The 19498-nt window shown below is 61.9% G+C and carries 23 protein-coding genes; 14 read left to right on the top strand and 9 right to left on the bottom strand.

The genetic code is table 11. The features are described from left to right. Positions 1-92: 92 nt before the first annotated feature. Positions 93-938, top strand: coding sequence for a pyrroline-5-carboxylate reductase (gene proC, locus ACX80B_RS09890; protein ID WP_459295549.1), 846 nt, complete (start codon positions 93-95; stop codon positions 936-938). A gap of 4 nt (positions 939-942) precedes the next feature. On the opposite strand, the gene ACX80B_RS09885 is transcribed toward proC, so the two are convergent. Then, positions 943-1581: a potassium channel family protein gene (locus ACX80B_RS09885; RefSeq protein WP_051441653.1), complete on the bottom strand. Its 639-nt coding sequence runs from the start codon at positions 1579-1581 to the stop codon at positions 943-945. Positions 1582-1603: 22 nt separating this feature from the next. Then, positions 1604-3028 (bottom strand): TrkH family potassium uptake protein, encoded by a 1425-nt coding sequence (locus ACX80B_RS09880; protein ID WP_459295547.1) that lies wholly within the window; start codon positions 3026-3028, stop codon positions 1604-1606. Positions 3029-3135: 107 nt separating this feature from the next. On the opposite strand from ACX80B_RS09880, the gene ACX80B_RS09875 reads away from it, so the two are divergent. The 5 genes from ACX80B_RS09875 to ACX80B_RS09855 all read left to right on the top strand — a co-directional run bounded on the left by ACX80B_RS09875 (position 3136) and on the right by ACX80B_RS09855 (position 7099). Then, positions 3136-4344, top strand: a complete 1209-nt coding sequence (locus tag ACX80B_RS09875) for an acetoin utilization protein AcuC (protein ID WP_459295545.1) — start codon at positions 3136-3138, stop codon at positions 4342-4344. 94 nt (positions 4345-4438) lie between these two features. Beyond that, positions 4439-4903 carry an ArsR/SmtB family transcription factor gene (locus ACX80B_RS09870; RefSeq protein ID WP_459295544.1) on the top strand — a complete coding sequence of 155 codons (465 nt, stop codon included), beginning with the start codon at positions 4439-4441 and terminating at the stop codon, positions 4901-4903. A 193-nt stretch (positions 4904-5096) separates the two neighbouring features. Continuing rightward, positions 5097-6437, top strand: coding sequence for an NADP-specific glutamate dehydrogenase (gdhA, locus tag ACX80B_RS09865; RefSeq protein WP_459295542.1), 1341 nt, complete (start codon positions 5097-5099; stop codon positions 6435-6437). A 185-nt stretch (positions 6438-6622) separates the two neighbouring features. Further along, entirely contained in the window at positions 6623-6835 is a 213-nt protein-coding gene (locus ACX80B_RS09860; RefSeq protein WP_459295540.1) for a helix-turn-helix domain-containing protein, read from the top strand. Between the two features lie 165 nt (positions 6836-7000). Next, positions 7001-7099 (top strand): 30S ribosomal protein bS22, encoded by a 99-nt coding sequence (locus tag ACX80B_RS09855; protein ID WP_003792170.1) that lies wholly within the window; start codon positions 7001-7003, stop codon positions 7097-7099. Positions 7100-7150: 51 nt separating this feature from the next. On the opposite strand, the gene ACX80B_RS09850 is transcribed toward ACX80B_RS09855, so the two are convergent. After that, positions 7151-7963 carry an HAD family hydrolase gene (locus ACX80B_RS09850; protein WP_459295538.1) on the bottom strand — a complete coding sequence of 271 codons (813 nt, stop codon included), beginning with the start codon at positions 7961-7963 and terminating at the stop codon, positions 7151-7153. An 88-nt stretch (positions 7964-8051) separates the two neighbouring features. Here ACX80B_RS09850 and ACX80B_RS09845 point away from each other — a divergent pair, with 88 nt between their 5' ends. After that, positions 8052-8300, top strand: coding sequence for a glutaredoxin family protein (locus ACX80B_RS09845; RefSeq protein WP_459295536.1), 249 nt, complete (start codon positions 8052-8054; stop codon positions 8298-8300). Positions 8301-8452: 152 nt separating this feature from the next. Further along, complete coding sequence (locus tag ACX80B_RS09840) at positions 8453-9172, top strand: redox-sensing transcriptional repressor Rex (protein WP_459295534.1); 720 nt, start codon at positions 8453-8455, stop codon at positions 9170-9172. Positions 9173-9184: 12 nt separating this feature from the next. Here the strand turns inward: ACX80B_RS09840 and ACX80B_RS09835 are convergent, their stop codons facing one another. The 3 genes from ACX80B_RS09835 to ACX80B_RS09825 all read right to left on the bottom strand — a co-directional run bounded on the left by ACX80B_RS09835 (position 9185) and on the right by ACX80B_RS09825 (position 11198). Beyond that, positions 9185-9949: a hypothetical protein gene (locus ACX80B_RS09835; protein ID WP_459295532.1), complete on the bottom strand. Its 765-nt coding sequence runs from the start codon at positions 9947-9949 to the stop codon at positions 9185-9187. Positions 9950-10104: 155 nt separating this feature from the next. Beyond that, positions 10105-10536, bottom strand: coding sequence for a hypothetical protein (locus ACX80B_RS09830; protein ID WP_459295530.1), 432 nt, complete (start codon positions 10534-10536; stop codon positions 10105-10107). 113 nt (positions 10537-10649) lie between these two features. Beyond that, positions 10650-11198 (bottom strand): YceI family protein, encoded by a 549-nt coding sequence (locus tag ACX80B_RS09825; protein WP_459295528.1) that lies wholly within the window; start codon positions 11196-11198, stop codon positions 10650-10652. 223 nt (positions 11199-11421) lie between these two features. Between ACX80B_RS09825 and ACX80B_RS09820 the strand changes: the two genes are divergently transcribed. From ACX80B_RS09820 to ccsB, 5 genes are all read left to right on the top strand, one after another. Then, positions 11422-12084, top strand: coding sequence for a histidine phosphatase family protein (locus tag ACX80B_RS09820; RefSeq protein WP_459295526.1), 663 nt, complete (start codon positions 11422-11424; stop codon positions 12082-12084). A 67-nt stretch (positions 12085-12151) separates the two neighbouring features. Further along, a complete protein-coding gene (locus ACX80B_RS09815; RefSeq protein ID WP_459295524.1) occupies positions 12152-12769 on the top strand; it encodes a TlpA family protein disulfide reductase in 618 nt (205 codons plus the stop codon). A 92-nt stretch (positions 12770-12861) separates the two neighbouring features. Then, the gene (locus ACX80B_RS09810) at positions 12862-13578 is read left to right on the top strand and encodes a cytochrome c biogenesis CcdA family protein (RefSeq protein ID WP_459295595.1); all 717 of its coding nucleotides are present in this window, start codon (positions 12862-12864) and stop codon (positions 13576-13578) included. Beyond that, positions 13578-15368, top strand: a complete 1791-nt coding sequence (resB, locus tag ACX80B_RS09805) for a cytochrome c biogenesis protein ResB (RefSeq protein WP_459295522.1) — start codon at positions 13578-13580, stop codon at positions 15366-15368. The genes ACX80B_RS09810 and resB overlap by 1 nt, the downstream gene beginning before the upstream one ends. Continuing rightward, on the top strand, positions 15368-16498 hold the full coding sequence (ccsB, locus tag ACX80B_RS09800) for a c-type cytochrome biogenesis protein CcsB (RefSeq protein ID WP_459295520.1): 1131 nt from the start codon (positions 15368-15370) through the stop codon (positions 16496-16498). The genes resB and ccsB overlap by 1 nt, the downstream gene beginning before the upstream one ends. A gap of 207 nt (positions 16499-16705) precedes the next feature. Here the strand turns inward: ccsB and ACX80B_RS09795 are convergent, their stop codons facing one another. Beyond that, a complete protein-coding gene (locus ACX80B_RS09795; protein ID WP_459295518.1) occupies positions 16706-17635 on the bottom strand; it encodes a hypothetical protein in 930 nt (309 codons plus the stop codon). 220 nt (positions 17636-17855) lie between these two features. After that, positions 17856-18215 carry a PLDc N-terminal domain-containing protein gene (locus ACX80B_RS09790; protein WP_459295516.1) on the bottom strand — a complete coding sequence of 120 codons (360 nt, stop codon included), beginning with the start codon at positions 18213-18215 and terminating at the stop codon, positions 17856-17858. An 84-nt stretch (positions 18216-18299) separates the two neighbouring features. On the opposite strand from ACX80B_RS09790, the gene ACX80B_RS09785 reads away from it, so the two are divergent. Continuing rightward, a complete protein-coding gene (locus ACX80B_RS09785) occupies positions 18300-18605 on the top strand; it encodes a DUF4229 domain-containing protein (RefSeq protein WP_459295514.1) in 306 nt (101 codons plus the stop codon). 4 nt (positions 18606-18609) lie between these two features. On the opposite strand, the gene ACX80B_RS09780 is transcribed toward ACX80B_RS09785, so the two are convergent. Continuing rightward, on the bottom strand, positions 18610-19494 hold the full coding sequence (locus ACX80B_RS09780) for a 1,4-dihydroxy-2-naphthoate polyprenyltransferase (protein ID WP_459295512.1): 885 nt from the start codon (positions 19492-19494) through the stop codon (positions 18610-18612). Positions 19495-19498: the final 4 nt, after the last annotated feature.

Here is a 19498-nt window from a genome sequence, read left to right as displayed (position 1 = left end):
TGAGGTACTACAGACACTAACCATCGATTTTGGGATATCGCCCTTAACAGCCTGTTAAAAGTCTGTGAGTGTAGACATGACAGACTTGAGGTATGAGTACTGAAACTTCTGCACGTATTGTTTTTCTCGGCTGCGGCTCCATGAACGAGGCGATTCTGGGTGGATTGCTGGCCGGCGGATTGCCGCGCGCCAATGTCACAGCAACCGTCCGGCGGCCTGAGCGGGCCAAGGAGCTCGCCGACCGCCATGGCATCACCACGTTGTCCAACAACGAGAATCCCCGCGCGAACCTCGAAGCAGTCGCCGACGCCGACATCGTCATCATGGGGGTGAAGCCTGTAGGTATCCAGAATCTCGCCGCGGAGATTGCACCGAATCTGAAGCCGGACACCGTCGTGATCAGTGTGGCTGCCGCCGTCTCGATCCCGATGATGGAAGCGGAACTGCCCGACGGCCAGCCCGTCATCCGCACCATGCCCAACACTCCGTCCAAGGTGGGGCGCGGCGTCGTCGCACTGGCCGCAGGGACACATGCAACGGACGCCATCATGGCGAAAGCCAAGGAGATCTTCACCGCTTCCGGCACCGTCGTCGTTGTTCCCGAAGAACAGATTGACGCAGTTTCAGCGGTGAGTGGTTCCGGTCCGGCCTACGCGTTTTATCTTGCCGAAGCCATGGCCGCCGCCGGTGAAAAGCTGGGGCTCGACGCCGAAACATCCCGGGTGCTGGCCCGCGACACGGTTGCAGGTGCTGGCGCGCTGCTGTCGGAGCCCGGCGCCGACGCCGAATCGCTCCGGATTGCCGTGACCAGCCCGGGCGGCACGACTGCGGCCGCTCTGGAAACCTTCACTGCCAAGCGACTGCCGGACGTGATCGAAGCCGGGGCACGCGCCGCCGCCGCACGCGCCGCCGAGATCACCGCAGAACTGCAGAAGTAACAGATTACGGCCGGGAGGCGAACCTCTCGATCAGATCCACGTGGCCGGAGACGATCAACAAGTCCCTGCTGGAGACTTTGGTCTCTCCGGTCGCGTAGGTGAAGTCCTCGCCCGGCGTCTTCACGCCCACGATGGTCACGCCATACTTGCTGCGGACGGATGCCTCGCGGATGGTGAAGCCCTGCGTTTCCTTCGGCGGAAACATCTTCACAATAGCGAATCCGTCGTCGAACTCGATGAAGTCCAGCAGCCGCCCGGATACCAAGTGCGCAACGCGGGCACCGGCGTCGGCCTCCGGATAAATGACGTGGTTGGCGCCAATACGGGTCAGGATCTTGCCGTGCGAGGCGGTAATGGCCTTCACCCAGAGATGCTCGATGCCCAGATCCACCAGATTCACGGTGATCAGCACGCTCGACTCAATGGAGGTTCCAACACCGACGACGGCGGAGGAGAACTCCTGCGCCCCGAGCTGGCGGAGCGCGTCAATATTGGTGGCATCGGCTTCGACCACATGTGTGAGCACGCTGGACCACTTCTGGACCAGACCGGGATCGCGTTCGATGCCGAGGACCTCGCGGCCCTGCCGGACCAGTTGCTCCGCCGTCGCTGAACCGAAGCGGCCCAGTCCGACGACGAGCACAGGTTGATGATGAGCTGGTCTGTCAGCCAATGATCGGCCTTTCTTCCGGGTAGTGGAACAGCTGGCGGCGCTGGCGCAAAGCCAAGGCCGACGCCAGGGTGATGGTGCCGACGCGGCCGGCGAACATCAGCACCGAGAGTACGTACTTGCCCTCCGGCGGCAATTCTGCGCTCAGGCCGACACTGAGACCGCAGGTTGCGAAGGCCGAGAGGACTTCGAACAGTACCCTGTCCAGGCTCTGGCCGCTGATCGGCAGCAGCAAGCCACAACCAACCAGAACCAGCGTTGCACCCAGCATAATGACGCTGATCGCCACGCGCATTGTGCCTTCGGGAATCTTGCGGTGGTGGATCTTCACATCCCTGTCACCACGGGCCTCGGCCACAATGGCGAGGAACATGATGGCGATGGTGGTGACCTTGATGCCGCCAGCCGTTGAGGCGGAACCGCCACCGGCGAACATCAGCGCGTCCGTCATCAGCCGGGTTGCGGGTTCAATGGCGTTCATATCGACCAGATTGAACCCGCCGGATCTGGGCATGATGGAGGCGAAGATCGAATGGATGATCTTGTCGCCGATACTCAGGTCGGCGATCGTGGCTTCGTTGCTCCACTCCAGGGCGGCCCAGCCGATGGCTCCGGCCGCCACCAGAATGAGCGAAACTTCGATGGTGAGCTTGGTGTGCAAATTCCAGTTCTTGTAGCGGAAGCCGCCCCGCAGCAGCACCATCAGTACCGGAAACCCCAGACTGCCCAGGAAAACGCCCAGCATGATCGGAACCGTGATCCACAGATCCGTTTCATAGGGGATCAGGCCGTCGGTGTGCGGGGTGAATCCTGCGTTGTTGAACGAGGAGACCGCGTAGAACACTCCGTGCCAGATGGCGTTCGGAATGGATTCGCCGATAATGATGAAACGCGGGGCCAGCGCCAGGAACAGCGCCGCTTCGATCACCAATGAGGTCAGTACGACAATGCGCAGCAGTGTGCCCACTTCTCCGAGCCGTCCGGCGCCTGCGCCACTGCCGCTCATGGATTGTTCCGCGATGAGCTTGCCGCGCACTCCGAGCCGGCGGCTGACCGCAAGCGCCATCAGCGACGCCATGGTGAGGATGCCGAGTCCGCCGACCTGCATGCCGATCAGGATCACCAGTTGGCCGAAAAACGACCAGTGCAGTGCCGTGGAGACGGTCGTCAGACCGGTGACGCAGACGGCCGATACAGCAGTAAACAAGGCGTCATGCAGCGGGGTGACGATTCCAGCCGCCGACGAGATAGGAAGCGAGAGCAGCCCGGTGAACACCAGAATGACGAGCGCAAAGACAATCAGCGCGAGCCGGGCCGGAGAACTTTTCGCCACCCGGTCTACAAAGTCCCGCACGGCAGAAAAAAGCCAGAAGCGGCCGCGGGTGCGGTCCTGAAGCCACGCGGGCTGACTTTTGGCCATGGATTCTCTCTGACAGGGGTGACAGTTATGGGTACTCCCTCGTAGTAAACCATTTATAGGGCTCCGCCGTGGCGGGACTTTCCGGCAATGGCGGTAGCCTGTCTTTGATGTCTAACCACAGTTCCGGCGGCGCTGCCCCTCCCACCCAAATCGTGTGGGACGAATCCATGGCCGCTTACTCCTTCGGCGACCACCACCCGATGCAGCCTGCACGGCTGGAGCTGACCGCGCGGTTGTCCCGCGAGCTCGGGCTCTTCGACCGCCCATCGGTGCAGATTACCGAGTCCGCCGTCGCCACCGACGAGCAGCTGTCCACCGTCCACAGCCGGCCGTACATCGAGGCAGTCCGGCACATCAGCGACAATCCGGATGACTGCGATCCGCAATGGGGCCTGGGCACCGAAGACACGCCTGCCTTCAGGGGAATCCACGAAGCCAGTGCCCGGATGGCGGGCGCGTCGCTGATTGCGGCCGAGTCGCTGCTCAGCGGCCGGGCCCTGCACGCTGTAAATTTCGCCGGCGGGCTACATCACGCCCGCCGTGACCGTGCCAGCGGATTCTGTATCTACAACGACGCCGCTGCCGCGATTCAGCGCTTGCTCGACGGCGGTGTCAGCAAAGTGCTTTATATCGACGTCGATGCCCACCACGGCGATGGCACCGAGAGCATCTTCTGGGATGACCCGAGGGTATTGACCATTTCCCTGCACGAGACCGGCATGCGGTTGTTTCCCGGGACGGGGTTCGCCAATGAGATTGGCGGACCGGACGCTCAGGGATCCGCGGTGAACGTCGCGCTGCCGGCCTCCACCGGCGACGGCGGGTGGCTGCGCGCCTTCCACGCGGTCGTACCGCAGCTCGCCGAAGCATTCGCCCCCGAAGCGATTGTCAGCCAGCACGGCTGTGACGGCCATTTCCTCGACCCGCTCAGTCATTTAGGCATCAGTGTGGATGCGCAGCGGCAGGCTGCCATCAGCATCCGTGGTTTGGCTGAACAGTATTGCGAAGGCCGCTGGCTGGCCACAGGGGGAGGAGGGTACAGCCTCACCAACGTGGTGCCCCGTGCCTGGAGCCACTTGATCGCAGTCGCCACCGGTGCACCGGTTCCATTGGCCACTCCTGTGCCGGAGACGTGGCGCGAGTACGTTGAGGCGCGCTACGGCGTCACCGCTCCGCTGCTGATGGGCGACGATGTCGACCTCTGGTGGCGCTCCTGGGAGGTCGGTTACGATCCCAACGACGATGTGGACCGGACCGTAATGGCAACCCGTAAGGAGATTTTCCCTCTCTATGGACTCGACCCGTGGTTCGATTGAGCGGCGCCGCTTTGAATAACGATTGGGGAGATATCACTTCTTTAGTCCGCCGTGGAGGGATGCCATGGCGGTTATATATGGCTAGGGTAATGGAATGGTGATTGATGATGTCTTTGCCGTCATCGCCGAATCAACGCGCCGGGAGATTCTGACGTCCCTGCGCACCGGTGATAAGGCAGTCGGAGAACTTGTGGAGGAAATGGGCGTTAGCCAACCCACTGTTTCCAAGCATTTGAAGGTATTGCGCGAAGCCGGTCTGGTCAGCATGCGCGCCCAAGGCCAAAAGCGGTATTACGCATTGGAGCCTGGCCCGCTGGCGACCGTCGCCACTTGGTTGGCCTGGTTCGACGTCGCGCCTTCCGGGGCAGCAGCCGCATCAGCCTCTTCCAATGGTGCCTCACCGGAACAACCCGCCGTGCCGACTGCTGTTGCCGCGGATTACGCAGCTGCCGACGGACATGCGCCCCAACCATTCCAGCGCAGCGTCGGCCGGGCCGCCGGTCGCGCCGCGGACTTGTTTTCCAGCCTTCCCAAGCTTCGCCGCCGTAAAGACAGCTGACGTTCAAGGGCGCTCCAGCGCCCTCGCGAAGGAGGAAATGCGCCCCCGTTGGAAGATGACGTGCCGCCGGGCCGACGTCGGAGGGCGGCCGTAACGAATAAAGTCACCGGACGGCGCTGGCCCTATAGTTGCAATAGTTTGAACTGAACCCATCGGTCCTGGAGGGCCGCAGCGTACCTAGCAGGAGGCGAAAATGGATACACGGCTGGAAAGTGTGCGGGAGATTGTGCTGGAGCGCAACCCCGGAGAGACCGAATTCCACCAAGCCGTCGCCGAGGTCTTCTCAAGCCTCGTTCCCGTGCTCGACAAGCACCCGGAATTCGCCGACGCATCCATCCTGGAACGGATCTGCGAACCGGAACGGCAGATCATTTTCCGGGTCCCGTGGGTCGATGACTCTGGCCAGGTCCAAATCAACCGCGGCTTCCGCGTCGAGTTCAACTCGGCACTTGGCCCGTACAAGGGCGGACTGCGGTTCCACCCATCGGTCTACCTCGGCATCATCAAGTTCCTCGGGTTCGAGCAGATTTTCAAGAACGCGCTGACCGGGATGCCGATCGGCGGCGGCAAGGGCGGCGCCGACTTCGATCCGCGTGGCCGCAGCGACGGCGAAATCATGCGTTTCTGCCAGTCCTTCATGACGGAGCTGTACCGCCACATCGGCGAATACACCGACGTGCCGGCAGGCGATATCGGCGTCGGCGGCCGTGAGATCGGCTATTTGTTCGGGCAGTACAAGCGGATCACCAACCGCTACGAGTCCGGTGTGCTGACCGGCAAGGGTGTTTCATGGGGCGGTTCCCTGGTCCGGCCGGAGGCCACCGGCTACGGCACGGTCCTCTTCACGCAGGAAATGCTGCGGACCCGGAATCAGTCCTTCGATGGCCAGCGGGTGGCTGTATCGGGCTCGGGGAACGTGGCCATTCATGCCATCGCCAAGTCCCAGGCATTCGGTGCCTCCGTGGTCACCTGTTCCGACTCTTCCGGCTACGTGGTGGACGAGGACGGAATCGACGTTCAACTCCTGCAGCAGATCAAGGAAGTTGAGCGTGGCCGCATTAGTGACTACGCCGAACGCCGTGGTGGCTCGGTGAAGTTTGTCGAAGGCGGATCCGTCTGGGATGTCGACGTCACGGTCGCCCTGCCCTGCGCTACCCAAAATGAGCTTGACGAGTCGGATGCCACCAAGCTGGTCAAGTCCGGACTGGTCGCGGTTGCAGAAGGCGCGAACATGCCGTGCACCAGCAAGGCAGCGGACATCTTCCACGACGCAGGCGTGCTGTTCGGACCGGGCAAGGCCGCAAACGCTGGTGGGGTGGCGACATCCGCGCTCGAAATGCAGCAGAATGCCAGCCGCGATGCCTGGTCGTTCGAATACACCGAGGAGCGCTTGACGGATATCATGGTCGGCATCCACGACCGGTGCGCCGCGACAGCCGATGAGTACGGCAAGCCCGGAAATTACGTGGTTGGCGCGAATATCAGCGGCTTCGTGAAAGTAGCGGACGCGATGCTGGCCCAAGGCGTCATCTAAGGCCCGGCCTGGTGGTCTTACTCACTACGTCCTACCTCTAGCCGCGGTACACTGCGGGTGGTACAAACCACCCGGCTTTCGCTTATTCGCGAGTAACCTCTAGAGTGTGTGTTTACGACACGGTAAACGCACGGTTCTCGTATGCGGTGTCCGAGGAATCATTTTGGAGCAAAGGACTAACGGAGATGGCAGAGGAGCAAAACTTCTCAGACGTGCGATTCTTGACTGTATCGGAAGTAGCCCAGCTTATGCGGGTGTCGAAGATGACCGTCTACCGTCTCGTTCATTCCGGTGAAATGCCAGCTGTTCAGTTCGGCCGCTCCTACCGGGTACCTGAGTCAGCTGTCACCGAGTATGTCAAGGAAGCCCGCGTCGAGGGACAGACGGACACGGCGTAGCAATCCGGGCCACAGGCGAAGGAACTGTGCTCCCACGGCACAGGAAATGGGTACGTTCTGCTGTACCCACTGGGACGCGGTACCCTGTTAGAGAACGTTTTACGTCATCGTAGGAATCTCGTGGCATAGTGCCGCGAGTACAGAACGAAAAGTTTGTGAGGACTCATGGGTTCAGTCATTAAAAAGCGCCGCAAGCGTATGGCAAAGAAGAAGCACCGCAAGCTGCTTCGCAAGACCCGCCACCAGCGCCGCAACAAGAAGTAGTAGGCGCCTTCAGGGCCAGCCGCCCGCCATTTCGATGGCGGGCGTTGTTGTTTAACGCCGCCGGTATTTACCCAGGCTCTTCCACGCACCATAGACGATGCCCGCGCCGGTTGCGGTCCGCAGGCCAAGTGTGGCGGCTCTCCGCCCACTTCGGAAGTCATAAACCGGCCAGTTGTTATCCCGGGCGTGCCGCCGCAATTTGGTATCCGGGTTAATGGCCACGGGATGGCCCACAACCGACAGCAACGGGATGTCATTGAATGAGTCGCTGTAAGCCCAGCAGTCCTCCAGGCTAAGGCCTTCGACGTCCGCCAGGGACGTCACTGCCACGGCCTTGGCGGGACCGTGCAGGAAGTCACCGACCAGTTTTCCGGTGTAAAGACCGTCGGTGATTTCTCCGACTGTTCCCAGGGCACCGGTCAGGCCGAGCCGCTGTGCAATGACACGGGCCACCTCGATCGGCGTCCCCGTCACCAACCACACCTTACGGCCGGCTTTGACATGCTGGCCGGCCAAAGCGCGGGTTCCCGGCCAGATCCGGGAGGCGATCATCTCGTCGTAGACTTCCTCGCCCAGGGTCTCGATGTCCTTGGCGGCAATCCCGGTAGCGAAAGCCAAGGCGGACTCCCTGATGGAGTGAACATCGTTCATGTTCTCGCCGCGGAGGCTGAACATAATCTGTTTCCATGCGAACCCTGCGACGTCCCGCATCCGGAAGGCCCTGCGTTGATACATCTTCCGTGCGACGTGGAAGAGGCTTGCGCCGCGCATCATGGTGTTGTCGACGTCGAAAAAAGCAGCCCCGGCCTGCTGTGCGGAGGGAGCCGGGTTTTCCGCGGCATCCTCCAAAGCTGATTCGGGCATACCCACGAGTCTAATCACTGCCGCGGGTGCGTGCCGCGGCCGCTATGAGCGTTTCCAGTGTTTCCGCAATAGCCGGTAGTTTGGATTTATGCCCGAACTCAAGCACCGGTTATCTCTTTTGACCAGGCCTCAGTGCCATTTGTGCGACGCCGCACGCGAAACGGTCCGCCGGGTGGCAGCGGATCTACAGGTGGATTGGGAGGAAGTCTCCATCGCCGGAGACCAAAGCATGTCGGAGCAGTACGGCGAGGAAATCCCGGTGTTGCTGATCGACGGTGTTCAGAGGGACTTCTGGCAGATCGACGAGGGCCGGCTGCGCAGGCTTCTGAGCAGTTAGTGGAGCATGCTTCCGGATAACGTCATGCGAAGTCCCGACTTTGTGGCAGGTCAACCGCGGCCTAAAGTGGAAATACCTGCTGCGCAGATCAGCCATGGCAGGGGCAGGCGCCTCAACCGGGTGCCGGCGACATAAGCTACGGAGCGATACCGGTGACTTCGCAGGACACATCTTCACGGCCGCGGCCTGAACCCGTCCCTGTTCCCGCACGCGAAATCCCGCCTGCCTCCCTTGCCCGCTTGACCCTGTATCTGCGGGCCCTTAACAACCTATTGGCCGACGGCGTCGAACGGGTTTCCTCCGAAGAGCTGGCTGGAGCGGCGGGAGTAAATTCTTCTATTCTGCGCAAGGACTTGTCGTATCTCGGCTCCTATGGCACCCGTGGCGTTGGCTACGACGTGCAGTACCTGAACCGCCAGATTTCCGCGGCGCTGGGGCTGAACCAGGATTGGCGGGTCGCGATTGTCGGTGCAGGCAACCTCGGCCGCGCCCTCGCCGGCTACACGGGATTTGAATCCCGGGGGTTCGAAGTCGTGGCTCTGCTGGATGCGGATCAGATGGTGGTCGGCAGCGAGGTCGGATGGCTGCGCGTCAGCCATGCCAAGGACCTGGAAGCGGTTATCCGCCGGACCCGGGCCAACATGGTGGTGTTGGCAGTGCCGGCCCCCGTGGCGCAGGAATTATGCGACCGCGTGGTGGCCTCCGGCGTGAGCAGCATTCTGAATTTCGCGCCGCTCGTGCTCCAGGTCCCGGAGAGCGTCCAGGTCCGGAAGGTCGACATGGCCACTGAATTGCAGATTCTGGCCTATCACGCACAGCGGGCGCAGCACCCGGAAATCGAACCCGGATCCCACGCCCGCACCGCGAACTGATCTCTTGAAAAGCTACATGCCGTAACCGCTGTACTTCTGCGCCTTAACAGCGTTGAAGTAGTTGCTGGACGCCGGCATGAACAGCAGCACGACGGCGGCAATGCCCAGGAGTACGGCGATCCAGGTCAGCACCCCCGATCCGATAAGCGTCAGCACCGACAGGGCCGCGAGCACTGTGGCCGTGATCCGCGCCCAGTTTTTGCCCTTCCGGACCATGAAAGCGATGAGCAGATAAAGCCCAATCCCAATCAGCGCGAAAACAACGGTCAGTGTGCCGACAAGGCCGATCAAGGCTTCGGTGTCGATCGGAACTTCGCCACCCTGCTGGCCCATGATCGCTTCGAACTGTTCCATTGTCTCCGGCGAACCCAGGGACGTCAGACTGACGATTGCGCTGATGGCCGTAACGATGGCAGCACCGATGATCAGCCAGAAGGCCAGGTCGACTTCCTTTGGCCGCGACACCGGTCCCGGCTGTTGGAACTGTGCAGATCCACCGGGATAGCCGTAGCCGCTTGGTTGAGCAGACTGGTAACCGTACGGCGACTGTGGCTGTCCTGTCGGGTTCTGGTGTTCCAGCGGCGGCTGTGAACCGGCGACGGAGGGCCCGGGGCGAGGCTGGCCGTACCCGGGAGCGTTCTGGCCATACTGCGGCTGGTTGTACTGCGGACGGTCCCATGGCGACTGCTGCGGATCCTGTCCCTGCCCGCCATGATCACCGTACGGATCTTTGTCCGGGTCCCGCGGTTGGTTCGGGTCCTGCGGAGGGTTGCTCATGCCTTCGTCCTATCGTCTGAGACTGTTTTTATGCCACCTTGCCGGGTAGTGCCCGGGCCACGGCAGGGTCTGGTTCAACCCTACCGCTCGGCGGTGCGGCACCGGCTGATATTCGGGCGTAAGCTGCCCTTGATCCCCCGCGGTCCATGGTGGATTCAGCGACGCACAGGTGGGTGGCGGTTGAACCAGGGGCGTGCATTACGGGACCACATCAGGATGGTCGCGATCACGGCAATGATCGGTCCGAGGAGGTTGAAGCCGAAGTTCCCGCTCAACATGTTGACGACGATGCCGGCGGCGGACAGGCTCGCCAATACCGTCAGGACCATGCGCGCCCATGCAGCGCCCTCCTTCATTCGAAGGGCGAAGTATATGTACAGGCCAGCGAAAAGAAGGGCGAACAGCAACCCAATGATGCCGACGCCCAAGCCGGTGGAGGGACTGATGAGGATAAAAGCGGCTGCGACGATCGACAGGAACGCGCCGATCACCCACAGCAGATATGACATCTTGACGTCCTGGGGGATGCCCTCTGTATCGACCAACCGTTGCGTCAGGCTGGGTTTCGGGTTGTCTGAAGTGCTCATGCCTAAAACTCTAGCCCGGCAAGGCCCTCATTAACAGACGAAAGCGGCCGCCCGGCCCGTTATCCGAAAAGGAAAACAGGCGGGACGGCCGCTCAATGCCCGGTAGCGGGTAATTACTCGCTGGGAGCCACGAAGGCGACATCGAGGTTGATGGTCACCTTGTCCCCGACGAGGACGCCGCCGGTTTCGAGGGCAGCGTTCCAGGTCAGCCCGAAGTCCTTGCGGTTGATAACGGTGCTGCCGGAGAAGCCTGCACGGGTTGCGCCGAAGGGGTCCACGGCAACGCCGTTGAACTCGGTCTCGAAGGTCACGGGCTTGGTGGTGTCCCGAATGGTGAGGTCACCGGTTACTTTGTAGGTCTCGCCGGAACCTGCGACGTCCGTGGCGACGAAGGTCATCTCCGGGTACTTCTCTGCGTCGAAGAAGTCCTCGCCCTTGACGTGGGCATCGCGGTTGGCGTCCTTGGAGCTGAAGCTCGCAACCTTAGCGGTGGCCTTGATCCGCGAGCGGTCAAGAGTCTCGCCGACCTCAAGGAAGGCGTCGACGTCGTCGAAGTGTCCACGGACCTTGCTGATGCCGGCGTGGCGGACGGTGAAGCCAACCTCGCTGTGGGATCCATCAAGGGTCCAGGTTCCTGCGGTCAAACCGGTGGGGACAGACATAATTTTCTCCTTTTGAAACTGCTTATTTTTCAAGGTGAGCGATAACGGCAAGCGGTGTGCCGGCGTCGTTCTCCTCGCCATCACAGGGTAAAAGCATGCATATGCATCTTTTATTCCGAATTGGCGGAGATATTTTGCCGAAGTTGGTGATCCGTCCGACATCTGAAGCCGGTCCGGAGTCTGCGGTTCGTGAATAGGTGCGAACTTTGAGAAACTGGAAGGCATGTCCCGCGCCATCGTTCACATGCTCCGCCACGGCGAAGTCCACAACCCCGACCGGTTGCTGTACGGACGCCTTCCCGAGTTCCATCTGTCCGAGTTGGGCCGCAAGATGGCTGAACGTGCCGCTGACGAATTCAAGAAGCGCTCGGATGCCGGTTCCGACATCGTCTACATTGTTTCGTCCCCCTTGACCCGTGCGCAGGAAACAGCGGCGCCGACGGCGGAGATGCTTGGCCTGGACGTGGTGACCGACGACCGTATTATCGAGGCCAAGAACCGGTTCGAAGGCATGGCGGTCACCCGGGCGGAACTGCGCCACACCAAACATTGGCGGCATCTGGTAAATCCCATGAAACCGTCCTGGGGTGAGCCCTATAAGGACCAGGTCGAGCGCGTGATGGAGGCCGTTGAGGAAGCTCGCGCCCGCGCGGTTGAACTTGGCGGCGACGGGGCCGAAGCCGTAATGGTCAGCCACCAGCTTCCAATCTGGGTGACCCGGCGGGCGGCGGAAAAGCGCAGGCTGTGGCACGATCCGCGGCGCCGTACCTGCGCGCTAGCATCCATAACGTCGTTGACTTTCGACGACGAAACCATTGTCGACGTCGACTACAGTGAGCCGGCGGCCGACCTCCTCCCAGGTGCTGCAAATATTCCGGGAGCATAATGCTTGTACTACGCGTTGTAGAATTGACAGCACTGCAGCGATGAAAGCGACGAAAGACGCCGTGAGAATGCCTGATCCACAGCACAAGCGCCCGGGTAAGGGCCGCGTAGCCGCGCGCCTGGCGGCCGTCGTACTGGCGCTTTCCTTGCCGTTGACCGCTTGCGCTGCGGAGGATCCGCTTGCCCAGCAGGCCGCGGCCGGGGACAACAAGAACTACATAGCCGGCGACGGGTCGGTTACCGAATACGCGCCGGAAACGCGGGGTGAACCGGTCGAGCTGGAGGCGGAGCTGTATAACGGCAGCACCGTCAACTCGGAGGACTGGACGGGCCAGGTCACGGTCCTGAACTTCTGGTACGCCGCATGTGCACCATGCCGGCTGGAGGCGCCCGATTTGAAGGCCCTGTACAAAAAACACAAGGACGACGGCGCCCAGTTCTTCGGCGTCAATCTTCGTGACAGCAAAGCCACTGCCCAGGCCTTTGAGCGGAATTTCGGCATCAAGTATCCCAGCATCAACGACCAGGACGGGGGAGTGCTGCTGTCTATGACCGAATATGTGCCGCCGCAGGCTGTGCCCACGACCATCGTGCTGGACAAGCAAGGCCGGGTCGCGGCGAGGATCCTTGGTGTTGCCGACAAGAGCACTCTGGACTCCCTGATCACAGACGCGTTGGCTGCGTAAGAGTGAATCCGGCCACCCTCTCTGCCGCCCTGACCGGTATATCGGTTCCCGCGGCGGCCAACCCGTTCGCCGAGACCGTGCTCGGCGGATCCATGCTCCTCGCCGTTCCGGTGGCGTTACTGGCGGGTCTGGTCTCCTTTGCCTCGCCCTGTGTGCTGCCGCTTGTGCCCGGTTACCTGGGGTACGTCAGCGGGCTGACCGGCGTCGACCTTGAACAGCAGAAGCGTGGACGGATGCTGGCCGGAATAGGGCTGTTTGTTCTCGGTTTTTCCGTTGTGTTCGTGTTGATCGGTGCCATTTTCGGGCACCTCGGGGCGTGGCTGCAAAGCTCCGACCAGGCTTGGGTGACACAGGTGCTTGGTGTGCTGGTCATCCTGATGGGCGTCGTTTTCATGGGCGGTCTGTCCTGGTTCCAGCAGGAGGCAAAAGTCCATTCCAAGGCACCGGCCGGCCTGTGGGGCGCGCCGCTGCTGGGTATCACCTTTGGGCTGGGCTGGGCTCCGTGTATTGGACCGACACTGTCCGCTGTCCAGGCTCTCGCCTTCTCGGATGGCGCCGGTGCCACCCGGGGGGCTTTCCTGACCTTTATTTACTGCCTCGGCCTGGGCGTGCCGTTCCTGCTGATCGCGCTGGGCGTGCGCCGCGGGATGGGGGCGCTGGACTTCTTCCGCCGGCACCGGCTTGCGTTGCAGCGCTTCGGCGGCGGACTGCTGATTGTGCTCGGTCTCTTGATGGTGACGGGGCTGTGGGGAGCCTGGGTGTCGCAGCTGCAGGACTGGTTTGCCAATGAAGTAAGGTTGCCGATCTGATGAGCAAATCTGTTCAGGACGAAGAGCTGAAGAGCGGTGCCCACGCTGCCGGCGCCGAGGGCTCGGGCCGCGACTGCGGTGGCGGCTCAGCCGGCGGTGGTAATGGCGGTGGCAAGGGCCGCGGCAATGGTGGGGGCAAAGGCGGCGGCCATAACGACGTCGTACTCCCTGCCCTTGGTTTCTTTGGCACGATCCGATTTGTCTGGCGCCAACTGACGAGTATGCGCACGGCGCTGTTTCTGCTCCTGCTGCTGGCGGTGGCAGCGGTCCCGGGTTCCCTCTTCCCGCAGCGGCCGGCCAATCCCTCCGTCGTCACCCAGTACATCGAAGACAATCCCGTATCCGGGCCGTGGCTGGACCGTTTCCAGCTGTTCGACGTGTATTCCTCCGTCTGGTTCTCGGCGATTTACCTGCTGCTGTTCATCTCGCTGATCGGCTGCGTGATTCCGCGGACCGCACAGCATGCGAAGGCGATGCGTTCGCAGCCGCCGCGCACCCCGCGGAGGCTCTCGCGGCTGCCGCACTACGGAGCGCTGGCCATTCCAGCGGATGCCGGGGTCTCGGCGTCGTCCGCTATTCAGGATGCTGCGGCGATACTGAAAAAGCGCGGCTACCGGGTCGATACGCGGGATTTCGACGGCGCACGCCCTTCCGTGGGGGCCGAGCGGGGCTTCATGAAGGAAGTCGGGAACCTGCTCTTTCACACCGCGCTGATCGGAGTGCTGCTCTCGGTCGCGATTGGCGGGCTGTTTGGGTACAGCGGGCAGAAAATCATCGTCGAGGGCGAGACCTTCGTCAACACGTTGGTCGGCTACGACTCGTTCGAACCGGGCGCGAATTTCGATAAGGGTCAGCTGGATCCGTACTCGCTCCGGCTCGACGATTTCAATGTGGAGTTCGAACGGCAGTCGGAGGCCAACTACGGTCAGCCGTTGAGTTTCACGGCGAAGATGACCACCACGCCTGCTCCCGGCGCCGAGCCGCAGAAGCAGGTCCTCAAGGTCAACGAACCGCTCACGATCGGCGGCACCAGCGTTTACCTGGTCGGCAACGGCTATGCGCCGGTGGTCACGGTGCGCGGCGGTAATGGCAATATCGCCTACCAGGGTCCGGTGGTCTCGGTTCCCAGCGACGGCGCATACACCTCCAGCATCGTGATCAAAGCCCCGGATGCGAAGCCCTCGCAGCTGGGCTTCGTCGGGCTGTTCCTGCCGACCGCCGTCGTCGGGGAGGACGGACGAACCATCGCGAGCGATCCTGATCCGCTTAACCCACAGCTGCTGCTCGACTCCTACTACGGCGATCTCGGCCTCGACGGAGGGGATCCGAAGAACGTCTACGCGCTGGACGTGTCCGAGCTCAATCAGCTCAACGGCCGGCAGCTCGATTCAGGCGGTATCGTCCTGCGGGCGAACGAAACGTACGAGTTGCCCGAAGGCAAGGGATCGATCTCCTTCGACGGACTGAAACGGTACGTCGCCCTGGATATTCACCATGACCCGGCAAAGCTCGCCGCCCTGATCACCTCATCGCTGGCGCTGCTCGGCCTGATCATGTCGTTGTTCATTGGACGCCGGCGTGCCTGGGTCCGCGCGGGCACCCACGAGGATGGGCGCACAATGGTGGAATACGGTCTGCTGGCCCGCGGTGAGGATTACCGGCTTGAGGGTGAGCAAAAATCGCTGCGGACCCTGTTCAATAAGAAGTGGCTGGCTCAGACCACAGCGGGAAGTACCGGCGAATCTGCCGGAAATGACCTGCCACAACACGATGTACGTGAGGAAAAGTAATGGGAATCAACGAAGCCCTCGGCGAATACAGCGAGCTGTTCATGCTGTTGGCGGCGCTGACCTATCTGGTCGCGTTCCTTGGATTCGCGTGGGACATGGCGAGCAGCAGCAAGACGCTCGAGGCCGTCGACCAGCGTGCAGCCGCCCAACGTGCCGCCGCTGGATCCGGTGACGCCGAGGCCCCCGCGGCTGACAACGCGCGGGAAGGTACGACGGCGAAAGTCCCCGCCATGGCTGCCGGCGCCGTCGGGAGCGAGCCGCGGTACGAAGGACTGACCGGACCGGCCGACCGCGTTGCACGGATCGGATCCGCCCGCGGAGCGGGAGTCACCGATACGGTCGCCGGCGACTCGATGGAATACACCAAGGAACGACGCATTCCCGCCCGGATCGGTGTTGCCGTCACGGTCCTCGCGTTCGTGGTGCATCTTGCCGCCGTCCTCAGCCGTGGAATTGCTGCCGGGCGCGTGCCGTGGGGGAACATGTATGAGTTCTGCACGACCGGTGCCTTGGTGGTGGCGGGGATCTTCCTGCTGACGCTGACCCGCCGGGATCTGCGCTTCCTGGGAACGTTCGTGCTCGGCCTGGTGCTGATCATGCTCTGTGCCGCCACCATCGGTTTTCCCACCCCTGTCGGGAACCTCGTTCCGGCGCTGCAAAGCTACTGGCTGATCATCCACGTTTCGGTGGCTGTCACCTCTTCGGCATTGTTCACGCTGACCTTCTCGATGTCCGTCCTGCAGCTGATGCAGGCCCGCCGTGAAGCCGCTCTGGCCGCCGGTCAAACTCCCGGGATGGATTTCATGCGCCGTGTTCCGGCGTCTCTGAGCCTGGAAAACCTCGCCTACCGGATCAACGCCGTGGCATTCGTACTGTGGACGTTCACGCTCATGGCCGGAGCCATCTGGGCCGAGGAGGCCTGGGGCCGGTACTGGGGCTGGGACACCAAGGAAGTATGGACGTTCGTCATCTGGGTCGTTTTCGCCGGATACCTGCACGCGCGGGCCACACGGGGCTGGACCGGAACGCGTGCGGCATGGCTGTGCATCGTGGGCTACCTGTGCATCATCTTCAATTTCGCCATCGTCAACGTATTCTTCTCCGGGCTGCACTCCTACTCTGGAATCTAGCACCTCCCGGGGCCGGTAACACCAGGCCGTTTTCATCTCCCGACCTGTTTTCACTTCCCGGAACGTTTGCACTTTCCGGACTGAGTGGGCACTAATGGTTGTTCTGATGCCGCAAAACAACCATTAGTGCCCACTCAATCGACGTTGGTGGTCAATCATGCTGGTAGGCCAGGGTTGAGCCGAGGTGTCTTCTTCCACCGCTGTTCCCTAGGCCGCATGGTTCTGCGCCCAGCCGCGGTTTAGCAGGGCCCGGCGGGTCTTCGTCACAGCTGATGGTTCACCGTTCCCGAGGGGCTTCAGGTCGAGCTGGCTGTACTTCAGAACGAGCCAATCCAGTTCTGCAGCCCGGTCGTCACGCAGTATGTCGGATCTGCGCTGCATTTCGGTAATGTGGTGGCCCCCGTCGTACTGCATGGCTATCCTCAGATCCTGGTAACTCATGTCCGGATCCTGTACCCAGTCACCCCGTTCATCCTGAATGGCCACATTGATGGACGGTTCCGGCAAGCCTGCGCGAACGAGGAGCAGCCGCAGTTCGGTCTCCTTCGCGGAGTCGGTACGGGGACGGATCCATCCAAGCGCCTTACGGGCTGAGACTATGCCCCTGCGGTCTGGCGTCTGTCCGACATGGTTCCTTAGGGCGTCCATGGTGCTGAGCGGATTCCGTCGGCGGACGAGATAATCTCCGGCAATGATCAACTCGTCCAAGCTGAGCACGGAGGCAAGGTCGATCCACGTCCGCTCTGGCGAGGTGGCTGTAAACAACCGGCCCTGAACGGTGTCCCCGGGCCCTAGCTGTATCCGATGGCACTTGACGCCACGGCGCCTACAACCGCGGCTTCCATCGCCGAAACTGAGGTGGATGACATCATCCTGCTCGATGCTCAAGGGCAGTGGGAAACCCCAGAGCAGTGCCGCTGTCGTATGGCTGACGACGGCGTTCGGCGCTGCGATTGCGTACGCATGCGCTCTCGATTTCACATCCTCGGCAATGCCAACCGGGAGGCGGACCCCGTTAGTAGGACTGATTAGGTCATCGGCCCTGGTTCTCTGACGGTTGATCCCGAGTCGTTCAGCCTCGGTAGTGGAAAAGGGCCCGGTGGAGAGTCTCAATGGCAGATCGGCGGGCACCTTCATGTACGCCATTGTCTGACGACGCGGCCCACCTAATGCAGTTATCCACAGCGATATCTGTCCCAAGAGTGGGGTGATGGCTGGAGCCGGTGCGGGCCTCGAATCGCAAGCGGCAGCTTCAGTACGACAAGGAGCGGGAACATCCAGGCGCTGAGCGAGGCGGCGGGAAAGGCGCGAGGCTGTCGAAGCCGTCCTCAGATCAGCGAAGGCGGCGGAGGAAACGTTATTTGGTGTCTTTACCGTCTTCGTCGTAGCGCTTCTCGCGGTTCTTCAGTTCCGTCTCGCGCGCCTTCAGCTCGGCTTCCTTCTGCTGCTGCCGACGCCGGGTTTCCAGATTGCGGAGGAAGTTCGGGTCATCGTCGGGCGCGGTGGGATGGCGTCGGGCCTGTTCCGGCGGCGAATACTGTTTGGGCCGGCCGAGGAAGAACCAGAGGAGGGCCCCGAGCAACGGCAGCAGGATGATGATGGCGATCCACGCTGACTTGGGTACGCCGCGGACATGTTTGGAATCCGCCGTGATGCAGTCGATCGCGGCATAGACGATCAGTGCGATCAGAAAGATGGCTAGTATTACGCGCGGCATGTATCCATTCTAATCGAGATGTGAGCTACCTCGTACGCTTCTACTATGTAGGTCTGGAAGAGCCGAAGCGGGTAAACTTGAGGCGTGGCATTCTTCAAGTACACCGCAGTCCGGCTCGGAATTACGGCAGCAGTGCTGATCCTGTGTTTATGGCTGGGACTCGGCTGGATTTTCTCCGCAATAGTGGCGGTGATCATTGCGTTCTGCATCAGCTTCCTGTTCCTGACCAAGATGCGCGATGAGGCAGCCGCGTCCATACAATTCCGGTTCAGCGGGAGTGCCCCGCCTATCCGGACGGCGACGGAACGCAAGGATGCTGAGGCCGAGGATTCGTTTTCGGAAGCCAACCCTGATTACCGTCCCAAAGCCCCGCCCCGCAGGCGGGACTAAGACGTCAGGCCAGCACTACTGAGAGCACCAGGCCAAGGCTGAACAGCGCGCTATAAGCGAGGTTGATCAGCCCGGTCTGCTTGAGTACCGGAATCAGGCTCTTGCGCCGCTTGCCCTTGAGCATCAGCCAGCTGGGCATCAGACAGATCGGTCCGGCCAGCAGCACGATCAGGATCCATGGATGGTCTTCCACCAGCACCAATGGCAGGAAGATCGCCAATGCCAGCATCATCACGTAGCTGATGCGGGCGGCGTCGTCACCCAACCGGACGGCGAGGGTGCGTTTGCCGGCCTCGATATCAGTGGGAATGTCACGCACATTATTTGCCATCAGCAGCGCCGTCGCGATCACTCCGGTGCCGACCGCGCCGATGAATGATGGCAGGCTTACCTGGCCAGCCTGCGTATACGTGGTTCCGAGCGTGGCCACCAGACCGAAGAAGACGAATACGAAGACGTCGCCCAAGCCGAGATAGCCGTACGGATTGGCGCCGCCGGTATAGCCCCATCCGGCGAGTACACAGGCCACGCCGACCAGCAGTAGCCACCAGGCCTGCGAGAGCACGATCAGGATCAGTCCGGCGACCAATGCGGCACCAAAACAAATGAAGGCGGCAGTCTTGACCGCCTTGGCGCTCGCCGTGCCGGAGGCGGTCAGCCGCAGTGGCCCCACCCGGTGGTCATCGGTACCGCGGATGCCGTCGGAGTAGTCGTTGGCATAGTTCACCCCGATCTGCATCAGTACGCCGACGAGCAGGGCCAGGATGGCGTTCAGCAGCAGAAAGGATCCCAGCTCGAACGCCGCCGCACTGCCAATCATCACCGGCGCTACCGCCATCGGCAGTGTGCGAAGGCGCGCTCCTTCAATCCATTGACCGGCAGTGGCCACAGTT

The sequence above is a fragment of the Arthrobacter monumenti genome (genome assembly GCF_054511255.1).
This window is presented reverse-complemented; position numbering and strand designations above follow the sequence as displayed.

Bases quoted from the DNA above. Each gene is read 5' to 3' on its own strand.
- ACX80B_RS09880 (WP_459295547.1), bottom strand. From the start codon at position 3,028: ATGGCCAAAAGTCAGCCCGCGTGGCTTCAGGACCGCACCCGCGGCCGC.
- ACX80B_RS09835 (WP_459295532.1), bottom strand. From the start codon at position 9,949: ATGAGCAACCCTCCGCAGGACCCGAACCAACCGCGGGACCCGGACAAA.
- proC (WP_459295549.1), top strand. From the start codon at position 93: ATGAGTACTGAAACTTCTGCACGTATTGTTTTTCTCGGCTGCGGCTCC.
- ACX80B_RS09795 (WP_459295518.1), bottom strand. From the start codon at position 17,635: ATGAAGGTGCCCGCCGATCTGCCATTGAGACTCTCCACCGGGCCCTTT.
- ACX80B_RS09875 (WP_459295545.1), top strand. From the start codon at position 3,136: ATGTCTAACCACAGTTCCGGCGGCGCTGCCCCTCCCACCCAAATCGTG.
- ACX80B_RS09860 (WP_459295540.1), top strand. From the start codon at position 6,623: ATGGCAGAGGAGCAAAACTTCTCAGACGTGCGATTCTTGACTGTATCG.
- ACX80B_RS09870 (WP_459295544.1), top strand. From the start codon at position 4,439: ATGGTGATTGATGATGTCTTTGCCGTCATCGCCGAATCAACGCGCCGG.
- ACX80B_RS09855 (WP_003792170.1), top strand. From the start codon at position 7,001: ATGGGTTCAGTCATTAAAAAGCGCCGCAAGCGTATGGCAAAGAAGAAG.
- gdhA (WP_459295542.1), top strand. From the start codon at position 5,097: ATGGATACACGGCTGGAAAGTGTGCGGGAGATTGTGCTGGAGCGCAAC.
- ACX80B_RS09825 (WP_459295528.1), bottom strand. From the start codon at position 11,198: ATGTCTGTCCCCACCGGTTTGACCGCAGGAACCTGGACCCTTGATGGA.
- ACX80B_RS09810 (WP_459295595.1), top strand. From the start codon at position 12,862: ATGCTCCTCGCCGTTCCGGTGGCGTTACTGGCGGGTCTGGTCTCCTTT.
- resB (WP_459295522.1), top strand. From the start codon at position 13,578: ATGAGCAAATCTGTTCAGGACGAAGAGCTGAAGAGCGGTGCCCACGCT.
- ACX80B_RS09815 (WP_459295524.1), top strand. From the start codon at position 12,152: ATGCCTGATCCACAGCACAAGCGCCCGGGTAAGGGCCGCGTAGCCGCG.
- ACX80B_RS09845 (WP_459295536.1), top strand. From the start codon at position 8,052: ATGCCCGAACTCAAGCACCGGTTATCTCTTTTGACCAGGCCTCAGTGC.
- ACX80B_RS09790 (WP_459295516.1), bottom strand. From the start codon at position 18,215: ATGCCGCGCGTAATACTAGCCATCTTTCTGATCGCACTGATCGTCTAT.
- ACX80B_RS09850 (WP_459295538.1), bottom strand. From the start codon at position 7,963: ATGCCCGAATCAGCTTTGGAGGATGCCGCGGAAAACCCGGCTCCCTCC.
- ACX80B_RS09830 (WP_459295530.1), bottom strand. From the start codon at position 10,536: ATGAGCACTTCAGACAACCCGAAACCCAGCCTGACGCAACGGTTGGTC.
- ccsB (WP_459295520.1), top strand. From the start codon at position 15,368: ATGGGAATCAACGAAGCCCTCGGCGAATACAGCGAGCTGTTCATGCTG.
- ACX80B_RS09820 (WP_459295526.1), top strand. From the start codon at position 11,422: ATGTCCCGCGCCATCGTTCACATGCTCCGCCACGGCGAAGTCCACAAC.